The sequence below is a fragment of the Sinanaerobacter sp. ZZT-01 genome (assembly GCF_035621135.1).
Classification (GTDB): domain Bacteria; phylum Bacillota; class Clostridia; order Peptostreptococcales; family Anaerovoracaceae; genus IOR16.
This window is the reverse complement of sequence record NZ_CP141728.1, coordinates 805,497-830,330: the sequence shown is the minus strand read 5'-3', so window position 1 is coordinate 830,330 and position 24,834 is coordinate 805,497. Positions and strand designations below refer to the sequence as shown.

The window sequence follows — 24,834 nt, the reverse complement described above, 5'->3', positions numbered from 1 at the left end:
TGAAAAGCGAGATAATGATATGATAAGAAAAAAGGGAGGAGCATTAATGGAAAAGAGATTGTATAAATCGAGAGACGACCGTGCAATTATGGGAGTATGCGGCGGCATTGCAGAATACTTTGAAATTGATTCTGTGATCGTTCGTTTGCTGGCGGTTGTATTTATTTTTATGGCTGGCGCAAGCATTTGGGCTTATATTATAGCAGCAATTGTAATACCGGAAAGACCGATAAAAATGATGAACGAAGAGTATGGTTCAACCTACGAAAACGGTGAATATAATGCGGCAGAGGAAAAATCGTCTACGACAGAAAAAGGAAGACATAGCTCAAAGCTGGCAATCGGAGCAGTATTTTTGTTCTTAGGACTTTACTTGCTTTTGAAAATATTTGTACCGTATTTTGATGGCAGAATTATTATGGCAATCGCCTTTATTCTGATTGGTATCGGTGTAATTGCGACCAAATAAATAATGGAAAGGAGATCTTTTATGTATAGAAAAGGAATGAAAATGGAGATTGTAGTACACATGGAGGTATGTGTAAAATAATACTCTTACAAGATACCTCCAAACGCATTTAAATTGTATTTAGGAGGATTATATCATTGAATAAATTAGATTGTTATGGAGTAAGCGAGCGCTTCTTAGGGGAAGCAAGCTTATATCCTGCTTTTGAATTGGGGAGAGTCATTTCTCAATATAGAAAGCTGTATAAGATTATAACAAATAAGGGAGAAGTTTTTGCGGAGGTATCCGGTAAATTTCGTTATGAGATACGTTACTTGTGTGATTATCCTGCAGTTGGTGATTTTGTAATGCTGGATCAAGCTAAGGAGCAGTCAGGAAATCGGATGATCCATAATGTGCTTACCAGAAAAAGCTCTTTTGAAAGGACTTCTGTCGGCGCAAAAGATCAAACGCAGGTGGTTGCTGCAAATATTGACTATATTTTTATTTGCATGTCATTAAACCTTGATTATAATTTGCGCAGGCTGGAGCGGTATCTTTCGATTGCATGGAACAGCGGAGCAACCCCCGTTATCATCCTGACAAAGTCGGATTTATGTATCAATATTGAGCAGAAGCTTATTGAAATGGATCAGGTAGCAATTGGTGTTGATGTCATAGTCGCTTCCGGAATGGAGGGGGATTCATACCTTCAATTATTAAAATATTTCAAACGTGGTGTAACGGCTTCTTTTATTGGCTCTTCTGGAGTCGGAAAATCAACGCTGATCAATCGTCTAGCAGGGAAAGAAATTCTTTTGACTTCTGAAATCGGCAAAGACGATAAAGGGAGACATACAACAACGCACAGAGAATTAATTCCCCTTCCACAGGGTGGAGTTGTTATTGATACACCGGGAATGCGGGAATTAGGGGTTGATTCAGTTGATTTGGCAAAGGCTTTTGCAGATTTAGAAAAATTAGCTGAGTCGTGCCGATTTAAGGATTGTTCCCATAAGGATGAACCGGGATGTGCAGTAAGGGACGCAATTGAAAAGGGAGAAGTTGATCGCAAGAGACTGGAAAGTTATCATAAGCTTAAAAAAGAGGCACGTTATGATGGATTGACATCTAAACAAATAGAAACAGAAAAGCTGAATTCGATGTTCCAAGAATTCGGTGGCATGAAGAATGCAAGAAAGTATATAAAGAAGCATAATAAACGAAGCATAAAATATTAAAAAATACAGAAGAGACTTAGGATTCCAAATTAAAAGTATATACTCCCCTTATGGTAGTCAGTGAAAAATGATATATCGTAAGGAGGAGTATATTTTTATGGGACAAGTAATTCTGAAAAAAATATTTATTTTTTTTCTTTGAATAACAATTTATAAATATAATATAAATAAAATATCATTAATTGTTGTAATATAAAGAAAAACAGGATAATTTATATGTTTGGTTTAAAAAATTTGTTTTTATTTAAAAAAATATATTAATTCAATAAAATTGTAGTGAAAGTAATTGAAGTAACATATATTAAATAATGAAAAGTTATTCATTATTTGCAATATTTAAAAATTTGAAATTACAATTAATTACATATGCTTTTTTGAAAGTATTGACTTTATATTTTCTTGGTGTTAGCATCAAACTTGATATTATAATATTTTAAGATAGATTAATAATTAATTCTTTAAATGTTTTTTGAAAGGTCAGGTGCTCTATAAAATGGAAAATCAAACCAAACCTGTTTATAAAAAGATTGATGTATTAAAATTTATTATTCCATCTGTATTAGGCATTATTTTGTTTATGATTCCCATTCAATTTGAAGGGAATTTTACAATACCTATTGCGCTTGTTGCAAAAGTAATGTCACGCGTATTGGGAGCGTTTCTTCCCGGACTATGCACTTTTATTGTTTGTATATCTGCTCTTGGCAGTCTAATCGCTTATTTTTTCAAACCTAAATTTATATTAGAAAGTAAGAGCCTTAACGGGTTTTTTAATGTACAGCTTATATGGGTGATCGCACGAATATTAGGTATGATTTTTATTTTAATGGTTTACACAGGGACCGGTCCCGAATATGTTATTTCTGCCGATACGGGTTCCTTTGTTATGGACTTATTATCTACACTTGTTCTTATCTTTGTTTTTGCAGGTCTATTGCTTCCACTGCTATTGGATTTTGGTTTACTAGAGTATGTGGGAACTTTATTGGTTAAAGTTATGAGACCGATATTTACGCTTCCGGGACGTTCTGCGGTAGACTGTATGACCTCTTGGCTGGGTGACGGTACGCTAGGTGTTATGCTGACATCACGGCAATATGAAGAAGGTTATTATTCTGCTCGTGAAGCATCTGTTATCTCAACAACCTTTTCCGCAGTATCCATTACTTTCTGTTTAGTCGTCATTGAAGAAGTTCGCATGGCGCACATGTTTGTTCCATATTATCTAAGTATCTGCTTTATCGGTGTTATCATTGCCCTTATTATTCCTCGTATTCCTCCTTTATCCGTGAAAAAAGATACATACTTTGGGGATGGAGATATACCTGACGAATCGATTCCGAAAGGTCATACAACAGGAAGCTGGGCGTTTCATAAGGCAATTGAAAAATCTCATGCAAGCGGTGGATTTAAAGAATTTATTGGAAATGGGTGCAAAAATGCCATAGATATGTGGTTTGGCGTTATGCCTATTGTTATGGCATTTGGTACTGTAATTTTAATCGTGTGTACATATACCCCTATTTTTGCCATACTGGGCAAGCCATTTGTTCCGCTGCTGAATTTTTTACAGTTGCCGGAAGCAGAGACGGCCTCCACTTCTCTTTTAGTGGGGTTTGCGGATATGTTTGTTCCGGCCATCATTGCTGGTGCACAAATTAGCAGTGAACTGACCCGCTTTGTAGTTGCGGTGATATCGGTTACACAGTTGATTTACATGTCTGAGGTTGGTGCTTTGATCCTTGGATCAAAAATACCTGTTAAACTGTGGGAGTTATTCGTAATATTTTTGGAAAGGACGCTGATTAGTCTCGTTATTGCATCTTTAATAGGAAGGTATCTTCTTCATTTAGTTTAGATAAAGAGTAATAAAGAAATAGAAAAGGCAGATAATTTTATCTGCCTTTTCTATTTCTTTTTAAACATTAAAATAAATGCAACAGTAAGCATCGCACATGTTAAAAGAACAGATTTTTCCATGAAGTGAAGTGTGATGTAACTTCCGACAATAGCGCCAAAGAGGAAAGAAAGAATGAAAAAGAAATAATGAAAGCTTTTTTTTATAGAATCCATTTCTTTATGTCGTAAGCCGTAGTAAAGCTGTTCAGAAGCGTTTCTTAAATTTCCGGTACACATTGTCGTTGAAGTAGATTTCCCATTTATGGTTCGAAAACTTTCCACTTGCATCGAGCAGACAAAAGAAATCATGACATTTGCAATCGCGTTTTCGGGCCCAACGGGAATATATGCAACAATAAGCAGAAAAATGATTTCAATTGCAATTACAATTTGCCGCCAATGAATTAGACTTTCTCTTTGTATATGGTGATTTTTAATCATTTCGACGATAAGAATGCCAAAAATAAAAGCAAAAATCGGCAGCAAATAGTAAGAAGCACTTTTCCAGTTCTGATGCATAATGTTGATACCTAGAAGTACGATATTTCCGGTTTGTGCGTTTGCGAAAACATGATCTCTCGAAATGTAGGTATAGGCATCGAGAAATCCTCCGACACAAGATAAAAGAAAACCCAAAAGAAGGGATTCCGATGGCTGATGGGGGGTGGAATCTAAGTATTTCATATAAGAAAACCTCTTACAAAAAAGTTAAAAAGTGAAAGAAGCTGTTCTTCTTTTCAGAAGAACAGCTTTTTATTTATTAAGAAATATTTTGTTGGGATACAATGTTTTTGGATCAGTGTGTCTCATTATATTTTTTAATTCCCAGAGCAAGAAGATCCATTGCTCTTTCAAGATCTTTTTGATTGAGCACGTAAGCAAGGCGGACTTCATTTTTACCGGAACCCGGAGTTGCATAGAATCCACCGCCAGGAGCAAACATAACTGTTTCGCCGTTATCATCAAATTCAGTTAACAGCCAGATAAGAAACTCTTCTGCATCTTCAACGGGAAGCTTTGCCATAACATAAAATGCACCTTGAGGCGCTTTGCATACGACACCTTCAATCTGAGAAAGCTTTGCATAGATAGTATCCCTTCTTTTCTTGTATTCTTCTCTTACTTCATCAAAGTAAGTTGCAGGAACACCATAAAGTGCAGCGGAAGCAATTTGATCCAAGGTTGGAACAGAAAGTCTTGCTTGGCAGAATTTCATAATATGCTGCTGTAATTCTTTGTTCTTAGTAATGACAGTACCGATTCTTGCACCGCAGGCACTGAATCTCTTGGAAACAGAGTCAATGATGATGACATTATCCTGAATGTCTTCAAAATGTCCCATGGAGGCTAATTTTTCACCGCCATATACAAATTCTCTGTAAACTTCGTCACCGATTACAAATAAATTGTGCTCTTTAGCAATATCAGCAATTAAACGCATTTCTTCCTGTGTCAAAACAACACCGGTTGGATTTCCTGGATTTGTGAACATAATTGCTCTAGTATTTTCATTGATGCAAGCTTCAATTTTTTCTCTTACAGCATAACGGTAACCTTCATCTACTGAAGTCGTCAAAGGTCGGATATTCGCACCGGTTGCCTTTACAAAGGTATTGTAGTTTGGATAGAAAGGCTCTGGAATAATAATTTCATCGCCATTATCAAGGATACAGTTTAAGACAATCTGTAATGCTTCACTGCCTCCTGTTGTGACAACAATGTCACTTTCCGCATAGTCAATACCAATTCCTTTATAGTATTTTTGAATTGCCTGCACCATTTCAGGAATACCGGGAGAAGGAGCGTATGCAAGAACAGGGGCATTAAAGTTTTTAACAGCTTCAAAAAATGCTTCCGGTGTTTTAATGTCAGGCTGTCCGATGTTCAACTGATAGATTTTTTTTCCCTTTTTTTTAGCTTCTACGGTATACGGGTAGAACTTACGGATCGGGGAAAGATTACATTGCTTAATCTTGCTTGAAAATTTCATGCGAAATACCTCAACTTTCCTATTTACATTTTGTATTTGACGTTTTTTACGCAAATATCCACTGCGATAAGTATATCAAGAAATAACATTTCTTGAAACCCCGTAATGAAAAAAAGTACAATATTTTTTGTGGTTTTTTTTCTTGAAAAGGAAAACAAGCTATGGTACACTACAGCTAGTAGTTATGTGGATTGGTAGGATAGAAAAAAGTAAGGAATTTGTACGGCGGTACTGCTATTTTGCTATAGGTACTGCTCTTTTTTTATCAAGATTGAACTGGGAGGTATGTAGGAAAATGATATGGAGTGATATGGAAACTCTGGATAGAGAGCAATTTCGAGAAATTCAATTAGAACGGTTGAAGAAAACCGTTGCCCGTGTATATAATAATGTACCGTTTTATCAGAAGGCATTCAAAACGGCAGGAGTTGAACCTGGTGACATCAAAGCACTGGAAGATGTCTCAAACCTTCCAATGACGGTTAAGCAGGATTTTCGTGACAATTATCCATTTGGTCTCTTTTCTTCTCCACAGGAAGAAATTGTACGTTTTCATGCGTCATCAGGAACGACCGGAAAACCTACGGTAGTCGGTTATACAAGAAACGACATGGATATGTGGTCAGAATGTGTCGCCCGCCTGGTGAGTATGGCAGGTGTTACGAATAAAGATACCGCTCAGATTTCGTTTGGATATGGGTTGTTTACGGGAGCGCTGGGTTTGCAGCAGGGACTAGAGCGTGTAGGCGCATCTGTTATTCCTATGTCAAGCGGGAATACAAAGAAACAAATTATGATTATGAAAGATTTTCGAACCAGTGCATTAATCAGTACACCTTCCTATGCACTTCATATGGCAGAGATTGCACGAGAGATGGGGATTGAACCGAAAACGGACTTAAATATAAAAATTGGATTATTCGGAGGTGAAGGCTCAACGGAGGCGATGCGCAAGGAACTGGTTGACAGCTGGGGATTATTTGCAACAGAAAATTACGGAATGAGTGAATTAATCGGACCTGGTGTTTCCGGAGAATGTGAAGCACTTTGTGGAATGCATATAAATGAAGACCATTTTTTGCCGGAAATCATTGATCCGAAAACGGGTAAAGTACTGGGCGAAGGAGAAGTAGGCGAGCTTGTTATCACAACAATCACGAAAGAGGCACTGCCGATTATTCGTTACAGAACAAAAGACATCACTTCGCTGCACTATGAAAAGTGTAAATGCGGAAGAACGACGGTTCGGATGTCAAAGATTCAGGGCAGAAGTGATGATATGTTGATACTGGGAGGCGTTAATGTCTTTCCTTCACAGATCGAAGAGGTACTTCTTAATACGAATGGTATTGGGCCGCATTATCAAATTAAGGTATTTAAAAAAGGTTATCTTGATAAAATTGAAGTAGATGTTGAGTTGGTCGATGCAAATCTTTTGGATTCTTTCTCACTTTTAGAAGAATTAAAAAATACGATCAGAGGGAGACTTCGTACCGTTCTTGGCATTGATGCAAAAGTTACCTTGCTTGAGCCTAGAAGCTTAGCACGTTTTGAAGGAAAAGCGCAGAGAGTTATTGATATGAGGGGGGCGAAATAATGCTGGTAAAACAAATTTCTATTTTTATCCCAAACGAAAAGGGGTCTTTGGCGAAATTGACTTCTATATTAGTAAAGAACCATATTGATATTCGGGCAATTTCTGTTTTTGACACAACGGAATTCGGAATTTTAAGGATGGTAGTGGATAATCCGGAGGAGACGGTGGCTATATTAACAAAAGAAGGAGTTGTCGCAAAGATAAGTGATGTTTTAGCGGTAGAGCCGGAAGACAAACCGGGTAGTCTGGATGCAATTTTTCAGATTTTGAGCGAAAATGATATTAATATTGATTATATTTACTCTTATGTCATGCGTATGAGAGAGCTTCCATATATTGTTTTGAAAACGGATCATATGGAAAAGGCAGCAAAGGTTCTTTCAGAACGAGGCATTAAAGTGATACAATAAAAAGTGGCAATTGCCACTTTTTTTTTATAATCAATTATAATTTATTTTGTTTTATCCGATCATTCATAGTACAATTAACATCAATAAATGTGATTTGCTTAATTAAAGTAAAAAATTTAAATAAAATATTATTGGGGGGATTATGAAACAGTATCGCGATGCAGGAGAAAAATACATTTTAACTGTTCTTCTTATACTTATATCCATTCCATTTTGGCTTCCGCTCCTGATTGGTGTAGTTGACAAATATTATTTTACGCCTACGAGAACGATTGAAGATACATGGGATATAGACATTCCTGCTGGTTTTCGGCAAATTTATCACGTAGATACAGACAGCTTCTATGCAAAGGGAATGGGGTATACCCTTTATGAAGTCACAGAAGCAGAGGAGTCATTTGTAAAAGGGTTTTCATTCACAAAAGAATCATCATTAGAAGATAATACCAATGAGATAATAAGCGATTTGTCCATTCCAAAAAGCTATTGCCCACCTTTCGATGAGTTCTATTTTTCTTTGCAAAAATATAAAAAACAAAGCGGAAGCCACTTAGTTGTTCTGTATTTTCCCGATGCAAAACGGTGTTTTTTCATAGAATCTTATAGTTGGGATAGTCCGCCGCAGGGATATGAATCAAAACGATAGAAATCGATGAAGTGCATTGAAAAGCTGCCATGCTAGAAAGGCTGGTAGGATTTGACGGAGTATGATAAAATAATAAAGCCTTCTGATACAAAATGGCTTTCATGCATAGGATGAAGTATCAGTTGATTTTAAAAACTTATTGACACAGAAAAGTTTAAACAAGGAAAGGGAAAGACATGGAAATTAGCCAAAGTGATCTAAAGTACCTAGAGCTGTTATCAGAGCAGTATAAAACTGTCGGCGAAGCCAGTACCGAGATCATTAATCTAATGGCAATTTTAAATTTGCCAAAAGGTACCGAACATTTTATCAGTGACCTGCATGGAGAATATGAATCATTTCTTCATATTATAAAGAATGCATCCGGCGTTATTAAATTGAAGATTGATGAGACTTTTGGAGAACGGATGACTCCGGAACAAAGAAAGTCACTTGCCACTTTGATTTATTATCCAGAGCAAAAGCTAGAGATTATGAAGCAGGAGGTTTCCGATTTAGATGCCTTTTATCGAGAAACACTAGCAGTCTTGATTGAACTATGCGGAATCATTACATTTAAATACACGAGATCTTATGTAAGAAAGCAAGTTCCAAAGGAATATGCTTATATTATAGAAGAATTGCTTTACGGATTAAGCAGAAGTGAGAGCGAAAACAAGCTGCAGTATCGGCAAAGCATTATCAATACAATTATTGAAATCCATGCTGCGGATGATTTTATTATTAAAATGTCAGAGCTGATTTCACGAATCAGCGTCAACCGTCTGCATATCATAGGCGATATTTTTGACAGAGGCCCTGGCGGCGATATTATTTTGGAAGCGCTGATGAATCATCACAGCGTAGATATTCAATGGGGAAATCATGATATCTTATGGATGGGCGGTGCAGCAGGGAATAAGTCATGCATTGCCAATATTATAAGAATTTGCACACGCTATGATAACTTACATACGCTGGAGGTTGGCTACGGAATCAGCATTCGGCCTTTGGTAACCTTTGCATTGAGCACCTATGCGGATGATCCGTGCCCGAATTTCAAACCAAAGGTAAGCACGACGGATGCATTATATGCCAGTGATGTGAATTCTCTTGCAAAAATTAATAAAGCGATCGCGATTATTCAGTTCAAATTGGAAGGCCAATTGATTGAAAAGCACCCCTTCTATGAAATGGATGAACTGCGTTTGCTGCACAAGGTAAATTATCAAAATGCAACGGTAGAGATAGACGGAAAAGTATATGAGTTAAACAATAAATTCTTCCCGACGATTGATCCGGAAGATCCGTATAAGCTGACAGAAACGGAAGAAGCAGTAATGAACCGCTTGCAGCAGGCATTTTTAGAGAGCGAAACACTGCAACGGCACATACAATTTTTATTTGCAAAGGGCAATATCTATAGCTGCTATAATGATAACCTGCTATTCCATGGCTGTATCCCAATGGAGCTTGACGGTTCTTTTTCAGAAATCAAAACAAGCACCGGAACGATGAAAGGAAAGGCTTGGTTGGATCACGCAGAGCAGATTGTACGCGAAGGATATTTTGGAGAAGAAGGAACTCCGCAGAAAGAGCGTGGGGTTGATTATTTCTGGTATTTATGGTGTGGATATAAGTCACCGCTTTTCGGAAAGAAAAAAATTACAACCTTTGAGCGTTGCTTCATAGATGATGAATCAACCTGGTATGAAGCAAAAAATCCATATTATAAGCTCATAGATGATGAAGAAATTGTGGATAAAATGGTTGAAGAGTTTGATCTGCCGAAAGGTGAGGCGCGCATCATTAATGGACATATGCCGGTAAGCAAGGGAACCAGTCCGGTTCATGCAAACGGGAGAGTTTTTGTAATCGACGGCGGGTTTGCAAAGCCATACCAAAAAAAGACGGGGATTGCGGGATATTCGCTGATCTATAATTCATACGGCTTTATTCTAACATCACATGAGCCGTTTGAATCTGCTAAAATTGCGGTAGAGCAGGAAAAGGATATTCATGCTACAATGGTTGCAAAAGAAGACATTACAGAACGTATCTTAAATAAAGACACAGATCTTGGCAGACAGATGCAGGGAAAGATTGCAGACCTGAAGAAGCTGCTGCATGCATACCGCTGCGGTATGGTGAGACAGAAAGCTTAAGTATGGCCAAGAAATAGGAAGAAGAGAAACAAAAAGCAGGTAAGGAGAGCATAGTAGATTCCCCTTACCTGCCTTTATTATATGAAGAAAGTTAAAAGCATGTTGATTACGATTTATAAAATTGTGACACCATCAATGAGCTCTTTTTCCATCTCGATACGGTGGAATGGAGTATTGATTCCCGGCTGACCTCCGGTATGCAGGAAAATAATCGTTTCTCCTTTTTTTATTTTTCCTTGCTGTACCATATCTAAAATAGCGGCAAAGGTTTTTCCTGTATAGCAGGGATCTAAAATAATCGCTTCTTTGCGAGCCATCTTATAGATTGCTTCTCGAACCTTTTGATTCGGTTTGTTATAACCCTCTCGAATATAGTCCGTTTCTACATCGAAATCAGATGCTGACGGAGTGAGAGGAAGACTGTAAAAATCTTTTATCTTTTTAAAATAGTTCATGAGATGAATTTCTTTTTCTTCTTCAAAAGGCAGAATCGCAATACCCGTTAAAGCCAAAGGAGAATTCTCATTTTTTAAGCCGCAGAAAAGTCCCATGTAGGTCCCCATACTTCCTACCGTTGAAATTACCCTAGCATTTTCTAAATCCAGAGTCTCTGCCTGTTTTGTCAGCTCCATTGCACATTCATAATAGCCTAACATTCCTAACTCGTTGGAACCTCCGATTGGGATCGGATATACAACTTCACCTTCCAATTCATACCGCTTGCTTATTTCTTTGGTCAATTCATCGTATTGCAGGGAAACATCCCGGCCATCACTTTTCTTTAGAACAACTTCTGCTCCCATCAAGCGATCTAAGAGTATGTTTGCAGATACTTCACCGGGGTATTCATCAATGCATAAAATGACACATTTCATACCATGCTTTGCAGCAACAGCAGCGGTTAGGCGGCCGTGATTGGTTTGTGCTCCGCCCAAAGTTAAGAGCGTGGTTGCACCCTTTTGTTTTGCATCATAAAGGAAGTATTCCAATTTTCTCAGTTTATTTCCACCCATGCCGATTCCGGTCAGATCATCTCGTTTTATATACAGCTCTATTTGTAATTCTTTTGAGAGCGTCGGCAAATATTCCAAAGGCGTTGGCAGATGAAGAAAATTAATTTTTTCATGATTAAGCAACATAGGTATATTCTCCTTTTTATTTTTATGTTACGATACAATTGTAAAGAATGAAAACAGATACATTTCGGCATATTAAAAGAATATGGGGAAATCTGTACTTGCTTGCATTATATACCTAAATTACTGGAAAGAGAAGCATAATTTTGGTTTTAAAAGGGAGAAAACGGGTATATACAAAAACGTTATATTGTTAGTTATGAAAAGTGCTGATGATATAGAATGGGGGAAAGAAAGGAAAGGGTAAAAATGAAGACAGTAGAGTTAACAAAAGACTTACATTGGATTGGGACATTGGATCCTGACTTGAAAGTATTTGACATCATTATGTATACAGAATTTGGAACAAGCTATAATTCTTATTTGATTCGAGGATCAGAAAAAATAGCTATTTTTGAAACGGCAAAAGAGAAGTTTTTTGATGAATACTTAGAAAGATTAAAAACATTGGTTTCAATTGAAGATATCTCTTATATTGTTGTAAATCATACTGAACCCGATCATTCCGGATCGATTGCGAAGCTATTGGAATTGAATCCAAAAATTAAGATTGTAGGTTCTGCAGCTGCGATTAATTTTGTAAAAGAAATCTGCAATCGGGATCTGCATTCGGTTGTAGTGAAAGACGGAGATACTTTGTCTTTAGGGGATAAGACGCTTCGCTTTATAAATGCACCGAATCTGCACTGGCCGGATAGTATATATACTTATATTGAAGAGGAAAAAACACTGGTTACATGCGATTCCTTTGGCGCACATTATTCTTTAGAAAAAGTTACGAATGACAAAATTGAAAATAAAGAAGATTATATGAAAGCACTTCGCTATTATTTTGATAATATCATGGGACCGTTTAAACAAGATGTGCTGAAAGCCATTGCGAAGATTGATGAGCTGGATTATGTAAGGATTTGTCCGGGTCACGGACCTGTTTTGGTAGAGAATCCAAAGGAAGTGGTGGAGTATTATCGTGAATGGGCAACGGAAATAAATCCAAATAAAAAGAAGACGGTTGTGATCCCATACGTTTCTGCTTATGGATATACCGAGAGTATGGCAGAAGAAATAAAAAAAGGAATCCAGGCAGCAGGGGATATGGAAGTTCGTTTATATGATTTGGTTACGACGGATCATAAAACCGTTTTGGACGATATGTATTGGGCAGATGGACTATTATTTGGAACGCCGACGATTGTCGGTGATGCTTTAAAGCCGATTTGGGATTTGCTTACCTCTATTTTCGCCAAAACACATGGGAAGAAGCTCGCTTCTGCCTTTGGTTCTTACGGCTGGAGCGGGGAAGCAGTACCAAATGTTTTAGAACGTTTAAAACAGTTAAATATGAAGGTGTATGGAGAAGGTCTTCGTATCAGATTTAAGCCAAGCTTGGCACAATTTCAAGAGTGCTTTGAGTTTGGATTTGGATTTGGAGCCTCTGTACTTGCAGGAAAAATCGTAGATGCAAAGCCGGTGAAGGGCGCAACAAGAAAATGGAAATGCCTAATCTGCGGAGAAATTGTAGAAGGAGATGAGCCGCCTCAGGCTTGCCCTGTCTGCGGTGTAGGACCGGAGCAATTTGTTGAAGTACAGCAGGATTTGGTGACATTCCAGTCTTCTAAAGACGAGAAGTTTATCGTGATTGGAAATGGTGCAGCAGGAATGTCTGCTTGTGAAGAAATCAGAAAAAGAAATAATGTGTGTTCCATTGAGATGATCTCATCGGAAAAAGTCAATACCTATAATCGACCGATGCTGACGAAAGGAATCTTGACAGAAATTGATGATTTGAATTTCTTTGTAAAAGAAGCGGAATGGTATCAAGCGAATAATATAAAAGTAACACTGGGAGCAACTGTCAAAGAATTGCACACAAATGAAAAGACAGTAGCACTCGATAATGGAGAAACAAGAAGCTATGATAAACTGATTCTGGCAACAGGAGCCGAATGCTTCGTTCCACCGATTAAGGGCGTAGAGAAAAAAGGCGTATTTACCATTCGAAATATAGCGGATGTTCATCAGATTCAGGCGTACAAAGAAAATACAGAATCAGCCATTGTAATTGGTGGTGGCGTCTTGGGTCTTGAGACTGCATGGGAATTGCAGCAAGCAGGTATGAAAGTAGCGGTCATTGAGCTTTCTACAGGATTGATGAGCCGTCAGCTGGATGAACGTGGAAGTGAACTGTTGCAAGACGAGGTTGAGCGGGTTGGAATTTCTGTCTTTACGAATGTTGGTATTGCTGAAATCATTGGAGAGGAATATACTGAGGGCATTCGATTGACGGATGGCATTGAAATTAAAGGCGGTTTGGTCATTCTATCAACAGGGATTAAGCCGAATGTTGAATTGGCGAAAAATGCAGGACTGGAAAGCGGTCGCTCGATCATCGTAAATGAGAAAATGCAGACAAGTTCTCCTGACATTTATGCGTGTGGCGATTGTGCAGAATTCAAGGGAATTAATTATGCAATTTGGAATCAGTCACTGGAAATGGGTAAAACTGCAGGAACAAATGCGGCAGGAGATGAAGCCGTTTATGAAACAGTCATACCATCCAATGCATTTAATGGGATGAATACTTCTTTATTTGCCATTGGTGACAACGGGAAAGATCCGGAAAAAAGATACAAGAGCGTGGAACTTTTAGATGATGGAAAAGGAGTTTACGAAAAATTGTATTTCTGGAATGACCGTTTCTGCGGTGGAATACTCATCGGTGATGTGGGACGGTCTGCAAGGCTTCTCACTGCGTTCCAAGATCAGGAATCTATGAAAAGCATGCTATCTCTTTTCTAGATCGTAAAAACTAAGATATTTTGCTTCATCTTATAAAAAAATAAACTTTTTTAACTAAAAAAGGAGCCTTCGGGCTCCTTTTTGAATAGGATAAAGAGAGGTGAAAGCATTTTGATTGTATTAGATCATTTGCCGGTAATCCCGATGCGAATTACGAGTAAGTATGGAAAAAGAAAAATAGGGATTCTAGGAGCAACGATAAACCACAAAGGAATTGACCTTGGAAACAACCGAAGTGTATTGGATACTCCAATTTTTTCGGTCAGTTCAGGAAAGGTAAGTAATAACTATTGGAATGACTATCGAGGTTGGGTCGTGATCATTGATCATGGCACCTACAAGACACTGTATCAGCATTTAAAACAGCAGAGTCCGATAAAAAAAGGCGAAAAAGTTGTGGCTGGTCAGCAGATTGGTTTGATGGGGAATTCGAGTGATAAGACCAAATTATCCGTAAAAACACATCTGCACTTTGAGTTAATTATAAATGGTTTACAGGTCGATCCACAACCATATTTAGAAAAGGTAAAGAGAGTTGAGGATATGACAAGAGAAGAAGTGATTGCAATCGTCAGAGAGATATTAAACGGGAGTGAAAATTTGCCTTCACCGTGGGCAAAGAAGCACTGGGAGAATTCCATCGCAGATGGAATTGTAACAGGCGCCGGCCCGAAAAAATATGCAACGAAAGAAGAAGTTGCAGCTATGATTCAGTTATCCAAAGCGAAAAGCGATGGATGACATGAAGAGAAAGGACGATGTAGGATGAAAATCAACTGGATACTGCGGTTAAAAAACAAAGCAACTTTATCGGCGCTTCTGGCTTGTTTAGCAAGTTTTGTATATCAAATACTAGGTATCTTTGGTATTACGACATCTATTTCGCAGGATGAAGTAATGCAAATAATTGGGTTGCTAGTGAATATTTTAGTTGCGATTGGAATTGTCGTTGATCCAACTACCCCTGGAGCAAATGACAGCGATCGCGTTATGGAATATAAAGAAAAGGAATAAAAATAACGTTTTTTGGCGTATGGAAAGCCTAAAGATTCTTCAATGATAAGGAGAATATTCTAAGGTTTAAAATTTGTTGCAGGATAGCATGCTATCCTGCAACTTTCTTTAATAAGACAAGAAAAAATTATTTTTTTACATTAAAAAAGAGTGTACTGCTTTTTTATAGATACTTTTCAACTTATTATCCTAAAAGCAGCATGGACGCATATATATAGTAGTATATTAAATGATGTTTAGATAGGATGAGGTAGGACTATGAATATAAAAAAGAGTAAAGTTTATTTTAAATTAGGTTATTTTCGCATCTTCCATGCTGATCCGGATATAGTCGGTGTAGACATATATGTAGACGATAAATTGGTTGCAGAGGATTTGGTGTTTGGAGAAGCAACTGCATACCTTCCTGTGTTGAAAAATAATTATAAGGTTTCAATTTATGAAGCGGGAACGAACAACATTCTTTTGACAAGGTTTGTTTCTGTTGCAACAGATGAAATTATAACATTAGCATTAGCAGGAAGTAAAACAAGTAATGAAGACGGTGCTAATTTTTTACTGATTCCGGATGCGCACTTGATTATTAATCCTGAAAAATCAATGCTCTGTTTTATCAATTTATCTCCTAATGTACCTTCCGTTGATGTTACATTGACGGATGGAACGGTACTCTTCAGTAATGTTTCATATCGTGAAATAACTCCTTATCTTTCACTTGATCCGGGCATATATAATTTGCAGATTCGAATAACAGGAACGTCCGAGGTACTGCTGGAAGTGCCGAACATAGTTTTGGAAGCAGATACCTATTACTCCATTTACTTAATTGGGTTACTTGGAGGAGAACCACCGCTGCAAACCGTATTTCTAATGGATGGCTTCAAATAGATAAATTGATTTCACATTTTAAGAACTTTCCTCATAGTATGCCTAAGAATACTATTTTCTAAATTTATTAGGAGGGAACAATGCAAAATACTTATCTTAATCAGGGGCTGAGCCAATTACCATATAAGCCAATTGAAACAGAATGCGACCAGAAGTGGAATACACCTTGTAATCTGTGTTATCCTGAAATCTATTATAAAGTACAGCCCTTTGTAATGTCTGCATGTGATCAGATGGATTCGTGCGGCAGAGTGATGCCGGACCAAGCATCGTTTGACCAAATCAGTGAAGACATTTATTCAAATGTGTGTACGATGTATCCGGACTTGACGGAATATGTAACGTGTTCAAAAATGAACTTGTCTGTAAGACCTACCCAAAGAAACCGCAATAATAATTTCCGAAGAAGAGGTCTTTTTCAGGATTTTGTAGACCTTCTTTTGCTGAATGAATTGATGCGGAGAGGATTTGGAATCTTTTAATAAAGTGATTTGTATAGTCAGCTTTGGGAAAACCGGCTGGCTATTTTAATTTACTAATGCATGAATAAATCACCTAAAAAATGTAAATATTAGTATAAATATATTTTAAAATTGAGAATACGTTAAAGGGGTAGGAGATGTTTGTATTATTAACAATGATTTTTCTGCATATTGTAGATGATTTTTATTTACAGGGATGGTTGGCAAAGGGAAAACAAAAAGAATGGTGGCAGATCAATGCACCGCAGCCTATGTATCAGTATGATTATTTATGTGCGTTGGGCGTGCACGCCTTTAGCTGGACATTTATGATTATGTTTCCAATTATAGTCGTATTTAAATTTCGGTTAAACTTAATTTTTCTTATTTTCTTTATTATAAATTGTGCAATACATTTTATTATCGACCACCTCAAAGCAAATGCAAAGATGATAAATTTGATGCAGGATCAAGCTATGCATCTATTACAATTAATCATTACTTACAGTGTACTGTTAAGACCGGGTGTTATTTCCTATTTATAGAATGGGCTGTTAAGGAGAATAAGTGAAATAAAAATAAATCCGGATGTTACTCGGAATCGGTATCTATAAGTACAGAAATCGTAGCCAGTGTGTCCCCTAATTGTGTGAACATGACAGATAGCAAAGTTAATTCATCTTCTGTCTTGTCTTTTGCGATTAAATTTGAAACCGTTGTGATAAAGTAAGTCAGCTCCAGAGCAGTCATAATACCACCTCACATTACAATATGATGCAGGTATTGTTTTGTGATATATAACAGTTTCTTTCGGTCCAACAGGGGGCTGATTTATTTAACTTTCATGTTGCATTTCGTGTTGCATATGTTTGAAAATGGCATCCTTTTATGCAACATATTACAATTTTAACTTAAATATTTCAAAGTCCGTTTTTCCGGCAAATCCCCTGCGTAGATTTGGGAAAAAAGGCGACCGGAATCTGCGATTCCCTTGTTATCGTACTAACTCAAAACAAAAAGCACCCGAAAGGGTGCTTCTCTGTTTTGGAGCGGGTACCTTCGCGATTTAAAATCGCTACGCTGTCCGTTTTTCCGGCAAATCCCCTGCGTAGATTTGGGAAAAAAGGCGACCGGAATCTGCGATTCCTTTGTTATCGTACTAACTCAAAACAAAAAGCACCCGAAAGGGTGCTTCTCTGCTTTGGAGCGGGTGAAGGGAATCGAACCCTCGTATTCAGCTTGGGAAGCTGATGTTCTGCCATTGAACTACACCCGCACAACGCTTTCTTAGTATACCAAATTTATTTATATTATTCAAGAGGAATTAGAGAACAAACTGCAATGTATTTGTATTTTTTTTCTATATCGCATATAATAATGAAAATAACAGAGTCTATACTGGGACGATCAGAAATTGTATAGCGGATAAAAAGATTACAAACGATAGGCAAAGAGGGTAGAATAAATGCAAAAGATATTAATGATTGAAGATGAACCCAATATTCGGGAATTGGTGAGCTACCACTTGATACAGAATAACTATGAGCCTTTGATGGCAGAAGACGGAACAGAAGGCTTGCGAATGGCAAGAGAGGAATTTCCTGATTTGATTTTACTGGATATCATGCTGCCTGAAAAAAATGGCTATGATATTTGCAAAGATTTGCGTGCAGAGGGAAACAAAACGCCGATCATCATGTTGACCGCCAAGAGCGATGAGGTGGATAAAATATTGGGGCTTGAATTTGGTGCGGATGATTATTTAGCAAAGCCTTTCAGTCCAAGAGAGCTTATGGCACGGATTAAGGCAGTTCTGAGACGTTACTCTCAAAAGGACAGAGAAGATAAAATAAAGGAACAGACAAAATCAGAACGCATCATAGTGGACAGCCTTATTATAGATAAACTTCGCCATGAGGTAGAATTGGATGGGGAAATCATCTCATTGACACTAAAAGAGTTCGACTTGCTTTTGACTTTGGCGGAAAGCCCAGGAAGAGTTTTCACAAGAGATCAGTTGTTAGATCGAGTTTGGGGCTTTGAATATGTTGGAGAGACAAGAACAGTGGATGTTCATATTCGTTATCTTCGCAAAAAATTAAAAGATGATGAAAGAACAGGGAAATACATTCAAACTGTAAGGGGAATTGGCTATAAGATGCCTGAAAGAAATACCAAAAAGCAACAATGATTATTGATAAAATCCTTGAAAAAGATAAATAGGCTTTACGGTCAGGAGGCTAAGATGAAACGTAAAATACTAACCTTGTCCATATCCCTTATTCTAATCAGCGTCATCGTGACCAGCTATTTATCCTTTCATTTAAATATGGAAAGTTTGGTGACACAAAAAGAAGGAGAACTTTTAAGCTACTGCAAACTGATTAATCAGGCGATGGAAGAGGATTTACAGCATGGACTGACGATTGATTATCAGTATTATGCAGATGTTTTTTCAGAACAAATCGGAGAAAGAGTTACGTTTGTAAGAGCGGATGGTATGATATTGGCAGACTCGCAAATGGGTGCAGACTATGTCGATATGGATAATCATAAAGACCGTGAAGAAATCAAGAATGCTTTAAAGAAAGGCTATGGCGCAAGCAATCGTTCCAGTAATACGTTGGGAAAAGAGTATTTGTATGTTGCAGTCAACCTTGTCGATCATGGTGAGCTTGTCTTAGTTACACGAGTGGCAATGGAAATTGACCGTTTGGACATGATGGGAGATTTTTTGAAAGAAGCGGCTTTGAAATCCGCAGCTGTAGGGGTCGCCATTGCTATTATCCTCAGTATCATCTTTGCTTTTTGGCTGACGAAGCCAATTAAACTGCTGGTAGGACACGCTCGAAAAATTTCCGGAGGGGATTATACAAGCAGAGTAAGCTTTCAAACGAATGATGAGCTGCAAGAGCTTGGAGAAACGTTGAATGAGATGGCAGAACAGCTGCATTTGGCAGTGGAAGAGATGGAAAAGGCAGAAACCATTCGGCGGGAATTTGTAGCAAATGTAACACACGAATTAAAAACACCTCTCACATCAATTTCCGGTTTTGTAGAAACGCTGCAAGACGGCGCTGATGAAAATCCACAGATTCGTAAAAAGTTTTTAGACATTATCTCAGTAGAAGCCTCCCGTTTGAAACGGCTGATTGACGATATTTTAATTGTATCAGATATTGAAGGCGGTCGTGAGATCAATACGGATACGGACATTAACGTAAAAGAAGTGATCGAAGAAATTATTGTTTTTTTGGAACCGGAAATGAAGAAAAAAGCAATATCGGTTGAAACCACGTATCCGTATGAAATTTACATTGGAGGAAACCGTGACCGATTCAAGCAGATGATGTTGAACTTGATAGAAAATGCAATGAAGTATTCCAATGAAAACGGCAAGATAAAAGTAACCGTGAAAAAGCTGGAAGAAAAAATCAGCATTGCGGTTGAAGATAACGGAATTGGAATTGCACAGGAGCATCTGCCCAGACTGTTTGAACGCTTTTACCGTGCAGACAAATCGCGTTCTCAGAAGGTAGGCGGAACAGGGCTTGGATTAGCAATTGTAAAACACATTGTTGCACTTTTTGACGGTGATATTAAGGTGGAAAGTGAAGAGGGAAAAGGGACAAAATTTACGGTGCAGTTACCGCTGTAATACCATAATAAGGCTAGATGTACAGTGTATTGAAAAAATAAGAAAAAATATACTTGAAGGGAATTCTCATAAAACAGAGAGTTCCTTTTTTTGTCGGATAAGAACGATTTCTTTTTTATATGGATTTTGAGTTTGTTTTATCAAGTGATAGAAAATGACATTTAACATGCTTTTAACAAAAGACTCATTTGCCTTTAACAAAGCCTCGATAATATAAAGTTAAAGCAAGGGAATACTAAGTACATGAAAAATCATCCTTTAAATTTTAACCAAAATGAAAAGGAATATAAAAAAAGAAAAGAGGAATGAATATGTTAAAGAGAAAAAAATTGTTGGTAATCGGACTAATCACAGCTATGACGCTGACCGTTGCATTAAGTGGGTGCGGTGACAATACGCAGACAGAGGGAAGCAACGGAGAATTGAGCGGGACGGTTGTGATTGCAGGATCTACTTCTGTACAGCCGCTGTCCGAAGAACTGGCAGAGGCATTCATGGATAAAAATAAAAATGTCTCGGTGGAAGTGCAAGGAGGCGGTTCCGGACAAGGAATCAAGGCCATTGAACAGGCGATTGCCGATTTTGGCGCATTGTCCAGAGAAGTAAAAGAAGAAGAAAAAGCAGAAGTAAAAACAGAAACTATCATAGCAAAGGATGGAGTCGCAGTCGTCGTAAACCCGGAATGTACCGTAAAAGACCTTACGCTCGATCAAATTCAGAAAATCTATACAGGAGAAATTAAGAATTGGAAAGAAGTCGGTGGCGAAGATGCAGAAATTGTCGTAGTTACCAGAGAAGAAGGCTCCGGAACCAGAGGGGCATTTACTGAAATTACAAAAGTGTTATCCAAGGACGAAGCCGGAAAAGAAATCGATAACACGATCGCACAGGCAATCGTACAGCCATCCACAGGAGCTGTGAAACAGACCGTAGCAACAACACCAAACTCCATTGGATATGTATCCCTCGGTTCTCTGGATGATACAGTCAAAGCAGTTTCCGTTGAAGGAGTTGCTCCATCCTCTGATACAGTAGTAGATGGCAGTTACAAAATTTCAAGACCCTTTATCTATGTGACAGGAGCAGAACTGAGCGAAGCAGCACAGGCTTATGTGGACTTCGTAATGAGTGAGGAAGGGCAAGCAATTGTAGCGGAAGAATTTATACCGGTGAAATAACATGAAAGCATACGAAAAAGTAATCGAAAAAATAATCATCCTTTGTGCAATCCTATCGACTTTGTCGGTAGGATTGATTACCATTTTTATTTTCCATTCCGGTCTTCCCGTATTGAGAGAATACGGTGTTTTTTCCTTTATTTTCGGGATGGACTGGAAACCGACAAGCGGAGAATATGGAATCTTTCCATTGATCGTAGGAACTTTATCCGTTACCTTGGGGTCGCTGATTATAGGCATTCCAACAGGGATCGCCTGCGCGGTGTTTTTAGTGGAGATCCTGCCCCCGAGAATTGCTAAAATATTTAAAAATGCAGTAGAGCTTTTGGCAGGAATCCCATCCGTCGTTTATGGATTTTTTGGACTGGCGGTACTGGTACCGGCCATCCGTACTTATATATTACCGATTTATCAGATCTTCCGCCCGGGAGCGACAACCACCGGATTCAGCGTTTTGGCAGGAGCCATTATTTTAGCCATTATGATCTTGCCGACAATTGTGAGCATTTCTGAAAATTCACTGGCGGCCGTTCCCCATGAATATCGAGAGGCTTCTTTAGCACTTGGTGCAAATAAGAGAGAAACAATTATGAAAGTCTTGATTCCGGCGGCAAAGTCAGGGATTCTCTCTTCCATTATTTTGGGAATGGGAAGAGCCATTGGTGAAACGATGGCTGTCCTTTTAATCACAGGAAATATGCCCGTAGTTCCAAAAAGTATACTGGATTCTGCGGCAACATTGACAGGAACGATTGCAATGGAAATGTCCTATGCAGCACCGACTCACCAATCTGCTTTGTTTGCGGTGGGAATTGTACTGTTTGTCATTATCATGCTACTGAATATTCTCGCCCAGCTTGTAATGCGGCGTATGGGAGGAGATGCATAATGGAAAAAGAAAAATTATATAATAACAATCAAAAACGATCAAAGTCCATAAAAGATGGAATTTTCTATAGCAGTCTTGGAATTTTGGCAGCGATTACCTTAATCAGCTTAGTTGTAATTGTCGGATATATCCTAATCAATGGTCTTACTCATATCAATTGGGAATTTTTATCACAGGAACCTCGAAGACTGGGAAAAGAGGGCGGCATCTTTTCTGTTATCATCGGAACCCTTTATATCACAGCAGTCGCGATGGTCATTTCCATGCCGGTTGGCATTGCGGCAGCGATCTATTTCAATGAATACGCAAAAGGAGGAAGAATCGTTTCCTTAATCCGATTTTTCACGGAAATATTAGCAGGAATTCCTTCCATTATATTTGGTTTATTCGGATTTGCGTTTTTCGTCGTCTTTCTCGGCATGGGATGGTCCGTACTTTCCGGAGGACTTACGCTGTCCATGATGGTTCTGCCTACACTTGTACGTGCGACCGAAGAATCCTTGAAAACCGTACCCATGTCTTACCGTGAAGGGAGCTTATCGCTGGGAGCCAGCAAGTGGCAGACAATTATAAAAGTAGTTTTGCCTTGTTGTAAGTCAGGCATCTTGACCGGATTGATTTTAGGAATCGGAAGAGCAGTCGGAGAGACGGCGGCAGTTATGCTCACTGTCGGCGGCTCTTTAAAGCTGCCAACCAGCGTTTTCGATTCGACAAGGAGTATGGCAGTGCATTTGTACATGCTGGCATCAGAGGGATTGTCAAAGGAAAAGACCTATGCGACGGCCGCCTTGTTAATCTTAATGGTTCTTTTGATTAATACCGCAGCGAATTTTATCAGTGGCAGCCTGGGAAAAGAAAAGGAGTAAATCGATGCAGATAGAAGAAAAAGCAGAAGGTAAAATGAAATTTGAGGTTAGAGATTTAAACCTTTTTTATGGTAGCTTTCAAGCATTAAAAAATATAAATATGGACATCTATGAAAATAAGATCACCGCTCTGATTGGACCGTCGGGATGTGGAAAATCAACCTTCCTCAGAACGTTAAACCGAATGAATGATCTGATAAACGGAGTGAGAATCGAAGGGGATATTTATTTTGACAAAGAAGATATATACGGAAAGGATTACGACCTGACTGCATTGAGAAAAAAAGTGGGAATGGTCTTTCAAAAACCAAATCCATTTCCAAAATCAATCTATGAAAATATCGTATACGGACCCAAGATTCACGGAGAAAAAAATAAAAATAAATTGGATGAAATTGTAGAACGCACCTTGCGTGAAGTTGCACTCTGGGAAGAGGTAAAAGACCGTCTCAACCGATCTGCGGCAGGACTTTCCGGCGGACAGCAGCAGCGTCTGTGCATTGCAAGATGCCTGGCCGTAGAGCCGGAGGTCATACTAATGGACGAACCGACTTCCGCGTTGGACCCGGTTGCAACAGCAAAGATTGAAGAATTGTTAAACACACTTTCGGATAAATATACGATTGTAATTGTAACCCATAATATGCAGCAGGCGGGACGCGTTTCTGATTTTACTTCCTTCTTTTTGAGCGGAGAAGTGATAGAAAGCGATCGGACAGAAACGATTTTTTCCAATCCCGCAAATAAAAAGACGGAAGATTATATTACAGGGCGTTTCGGGTGATTTTAATAGGAAAACCTATATAAAGGAGAGAAGGATATGGCAGCAAGATTGCAAATGGATCAGGAAATGGCCGTGATTAAAGCGGATTTACTGAGTATGACCGCACTGGTTGAAGAAACCATTCGGGGAGCGATAAAATCTCTGAAAGAAAAGGATGGAGCTTTAGCAAGAAGCATCATTGACAACGACGAAAAAATAGACGATTTAGAAGGCCAGATTGCAGATAAAACATTAAAATTTCTAGCGACACAGCAGCCGCTTGCAGGCGATCTGCGCATGTGCATTTCCATTTTACAAATGATTCGAGATTTGGAACGCATCGGCGACCACTGTGAAGACATTGCAAAATATACGTTACGCCTCGAAAATGAAGAATATATGAAAGAGCTGATCGATATTCCCCGCATGGCAGAGATGGCGGCGAAAATGGTGAAAAATGCAACTGACGCATTTGTAAACAAAGACTTACGCCTTGCAAGAAAGGTATGGATTTTCGACGATGAAGTCGACGAATTGTTTCGCAGCATTTACGAGGAACTGATTGGATTCATTGGAGAGGATGCCGTAAAGAACCGTCAAAGCGTGACCTTCTTGTTTATTGCATCCCATTTAGAGCGGATTGCAGACTATGCGACAAACATTTGTGAGGAAACGGTATTTGCCATGGAAGGAACGACTGAAATCAGCGAAAAAAAAGATGAAAAAAATGAATAAATATACTTGAATATTTATTCTGATGGTAGTATAATCATGCATATGCATAAAGAAGTGATTTCAATGGAAAAA

Annotated in this window: 24 protein-coding genes and 1 tRNA gene; 20 read left to right on the top strand and 5 right to left on the bottom strand. The window is 38.4% G+C overall.

Annotated elements, in window-relative coordinates; genetic code table 11:
* The first annotated feature begins 46 nt into the window (after window positions 1-46).
* From U5921_RS04150 to U5921_RS04140, 3 genes are all read left to right on the top strand, one after another.
* Window positions 47-469, top strand: coding sequence for a PspC domain-containing protein (locus U5921_RS04150; protein ID WP_324825214.1), 423 nt, complete (start codon window positions 47-49; stop codon window positions 467-469).
* Window positions 470-600: 131 nt separating this feature from the next.
* Window positions 601-1,689 carry a ribosome small subunit-dependent GTPase A gene (rsgA, locus tag U5921_RS04145; protein WP_324825950.1) on the top strand — a complete coding sequence of 363 codons (1,089 nt, stop codon included), beginning with the start codon at window positions 601-603 and terminating at the stop codon, window positions 1,687-1,689.
* 493 nt (window positions 1,690-2,182) lie between these two features.
* Complete coding sequence (locus tag U5921_RS04140) at window positions 2,183-3,547, top strand: YjiH family protein (RefSeq protein WP_324825213.1); 1,365 nt, start codon at window positions 2,183-2,185, stop codon at window positions 3,545-3,547.
* A 50-nt stretch (window positions 3,548-3,597) separates the two neighbouring features.
* Here the strand turns inward: U5921_RS04140 and U5921_RS04135 are convergent, their stop codons facing one another.
* Window positions 3,598-4,272, bottom strand: coding sequence for a YoaK family protein (locus U5921_RS04135; RefSeq protein WP_324825212.1), 675 nt, complete (start codon window positions 4,270-4,272; stop codon window positions 3,598-3,600).
* Window positions 4,273-4,384: 112 nt separating this feature from the next.
* Window positions 4,385-5,578, bottom strand: coding sequence for a pyridoxal phosphate-dependent aminotransferase (locus U5921_RS04130; protein ID WP_324825211.1), 1,194 nt, complete (start codon window positions 5,576-5,578; stop codon window positions 4,385-4,387).
* A 295-nt stretch (window positions 5,579-5,873) separates the two neighbouring features.
* Here U5921_RS04130 and U5921_RS04125 point away from each other — a divergent pair, with 295 nt between their 5' ends.
* From U5921_RS04125 to U5921_RS04110, 4 genes are all read left to right on the top strand, one after another.
* A complete protein-coding gene (locus U5921_RS04125) occupies window positions 5,874-7,175 on the top strand; it encodes a phenylacetate--CoA ligase (RefSeq protein WP_324825210.1) in 1,302 nt (433 codons plus the stop codon).
* The gene (locus U5921_RS04120; protein WP_324825209.1) at window positions 7,175-7,585 is read left to right on the top strand and encodes an ACT domain-containing protein; all 411 of its coding nucleotides are present in this window, start codon (window positions 7,175-7,177) and stop codon (window positions 7,583-7,585) included. The genes U5921_RS04125 and U5921_RS04120 overlap by 1 nt, the downstream gene beginning before the upstream one ends.
* Before the next feature lie 142 nt (window positions 7,586-7,727).
* A complete protein-coding gene (locus U5921_RS04115) occupies window positions 7,728-8,231 on the top strand; it encodes a hypothetical protein (protein WP_324825208.1) in 504 nt (167 codons plus the stop codon).
* Between the two features lie 176 nt (window positions 8,232-8,407).
* Window positions 8,408-10,375 (top strand): fructose-1,6-bisphosphatase, encoded by a 1,968-nt coding sequence (locus U5921_RS04110; protein WP_324825207.1) that lies wholly within the window; start codon window positions 8,408-8,410, stop codon window positions 10,373-10,375.
* Between the two features lie 113 nt (window positions 10,376-10,488).
* On the opposite strand, the gene U5921_RS04105 is transcribed toward U5921_RS04110, so the two are convergent.
* A complete protein-coding gene (locus U5921_RS04105) occupies window positions 10,489-11,514 on the bottom strand; it encodes a D-cysteine desulfhydrase family protein (RefSeq protein WP_324825206.1) in 1,026 nt (341 codons plus the stop codon).
* 246 nt (window positions 11,515-11,760) lie between these two features.
* Between U5921_RS04105 and U5921_RS04100 the strand changes: the two genes are divergently transcribed.
* The 6 genes from U5921_RS04100 to U5921_RS04075 all read left to right on the top strand — a co-directional run bounded on the left by U5921_RS04100 (window position 11,761) and on the right by U5921_RS04075 (window position 17,218).
* Window positions 11,761-14,310: an FAD-dependent oxidoreductase gene (locus U5921_RS04100; RefSeq protein WP_324825205.1), complete on the top strand. Its 2,550-nt coding sequence runs from the start codon at window positions 11,761-11,763 to the stop codon at window positions 14,308-14,310.
* 111 nt (window positions 14,311-14,421) lie between these two features.
* Complete coding sequence (locus U5921_RS04095) at window positions 14,422-15,051, top strand: M23 family metallopeptidase (RefSeq protein WP_324825204.1); 630 nt, start codon at window positions 14,422-14,424, stop codon at window positions 15,049-15,051.
* Between the two features lie 24 nt (window positions 15,052-15,075).
* Window positions 15,076-15,324: a phage holin gene (locus U5921_RS04090; RefSeq protein ID WP_324825203.1), complete on the top strand. Its 249-nt coding sequence runs from the start codon at window positions 15,076-15,078 to the stop codon at window positions 15,322-15,324.
* Window positions 15,325-15,582: 258 nt separating this feature from the next.
* Window positions 15,583-16,212, top strand: coding sequence for a DUF4397 domain-containing protein (locus U5921_RS04085; RefSeq protein ID WP_324825202.1), 630 nt, complete (start codon window positions 15,583-15,585; stop codon window positions 16,210-16,212).
* Window positions 16,213-16,292: 80 nt separating this feature from the next.
* On the top strand, window positions 16,293-16,694 hold the full coding sequence (locus U5921_RS04080) for a hypothetical protein (RefSeq protein ID WP_324825201.1): 402 nt from the start codon (window positions 16,293-16,295) through the stop codon (window positions 16,692-16,694).
* A gap of 137 nt (window positions 16,695-16,831) precedes the next feature.
* On the top strand, window positions 16,832-17,218 hold the full coding sequence (locus U5921_RS04075) for a hypothetical protein (protein WP_324825200.1): 387 nt from the start codon (window positions 16,832-16,834) through the stop codon (window positions 17,216-17,218).
* A 46-nt stretch (window positions 17,219-17,264) separates the two neighbouring features.
* On the opposite strand, the gene U5921_RS04070 is transcribed toward U5921_RS04075, so the two are convergent.
* Window positions 17,265-17,423 (bottom strand): DUF6774 domain-containing protein, encoded by a 159-nt coding sequence (locus U5921_RS04070; RefSeq protein WP_324825199.1) that lies wholly within the window; start codon window positions 17,421-17,423, stop codon window positions 17,265-17,267.
* A gap of 452 nt (window positions 17,424-17,875) precedes the next feature.
* Window positions 17,876-17,949 (bottom strand) — tRNA-Gly (locus tag U5921_RS04065).
* 189 nt (window positions 17,950-18,138) lie between these two features.
* Between U5921_RS04065 and U5921_RS04060 the strand changes: the two genes are divergently transcribed.
* The 7 genes from U5921_RS04060 (at window position 18,139) to phoU (ending at window position 24,762) form a co-directional block, all read left to right on the top strand.
* Window positions 18,139-18,864 (top strand): response regulator transcription factor, encoded by a 726-nt coding sequence (locus tag U5921_RS04060; RefSeq protein ID WP_324825198.1) that lies wholly within the window; start codon window positions 18,139-18,141, stop codon window positions 18,862-18,864.
* Window positions 18,865-18,918: 54 nt separating this feature from the next.
* Window positions 18,919-20,331: a sensor histidine kinase gene (locus tag U5921_RS04055; protein ID WP_324825197.1), complete on the top strand. Its 1,413-nt coding sequence runs from the start codon at window positions 18,919-18,921 to the stop codon at window positions 20,329-20,331.
* A 311-nt stretch (window positions 20,332-20,642) separates the two neighbouring features.
* Window positions 20,643-21,509, top strand: a complete 867-nt coding sequence (locus U5921_RS04050) for a phosphate ABC transporter substrate-binding protein (RefSeq protein ID WP_324825196.1) — start codon at window positions 20,643-20,645, stop codon at window positions 21,507-21,509.
* A 1-nt stretch (window position 21,510) separates the two neighbouring features.
* Complete coding sequence (gene pstC / locus U5921_RS04045) at window positions 21,511-22,398, top strand: phosphate ABC transporter permease subunit PstC (protein ID WP_324825195.1); 888 nt, start codon at window positions 21,511-21,513, stop codon at window positions 22,396-22,398.
* Window positions 22,398-23,264 carry a phosphate ABC transporter permease PstA gene (pstA, locus tag U5921_RS04040; protein ID WP_324825194.1) on the top strand — a complete coding sequence of 289 codons (867 nt, stop codon included), beginning with the start codon at window positions 22,398-22,400 and terminating at the stop codon, window positions 23,262-23,264. The genes pstC and pstA overlap by 1 nt, the downstream gene beginning before the upstream one ends.
* 4 nt (window positions 23,265-23,268) lie before the next feature.
* Window positions 23,269-24,048, top strand: a complete 780-nt coding sequence (gene pstB, locus U5921_RS04035) for a phosphate ABC transporter ATP-binding protein PstB (protein ID WP_324825193.1) — start codon at window positions 23,269-23,271, stop codon at window positions 24,046-24,048.
* A 36-nt stretch (window positions 24,049-24,084) separates the two neighbouring features.
* Complete coding sequence (gene phoU / locus U5921_RS04030; RefSeq protein ID WP_324825192.1) at window positions 24,085-24,762, top strand: phosphate signaling complex protein PhoU; 678 nt, start codon at window positions 24,085-24,087, stop codon at window positions 24,760-24,762.
* The last annotated feature ends 72 nt before the right edge of the window (window positions 24,763-24,834 follow it).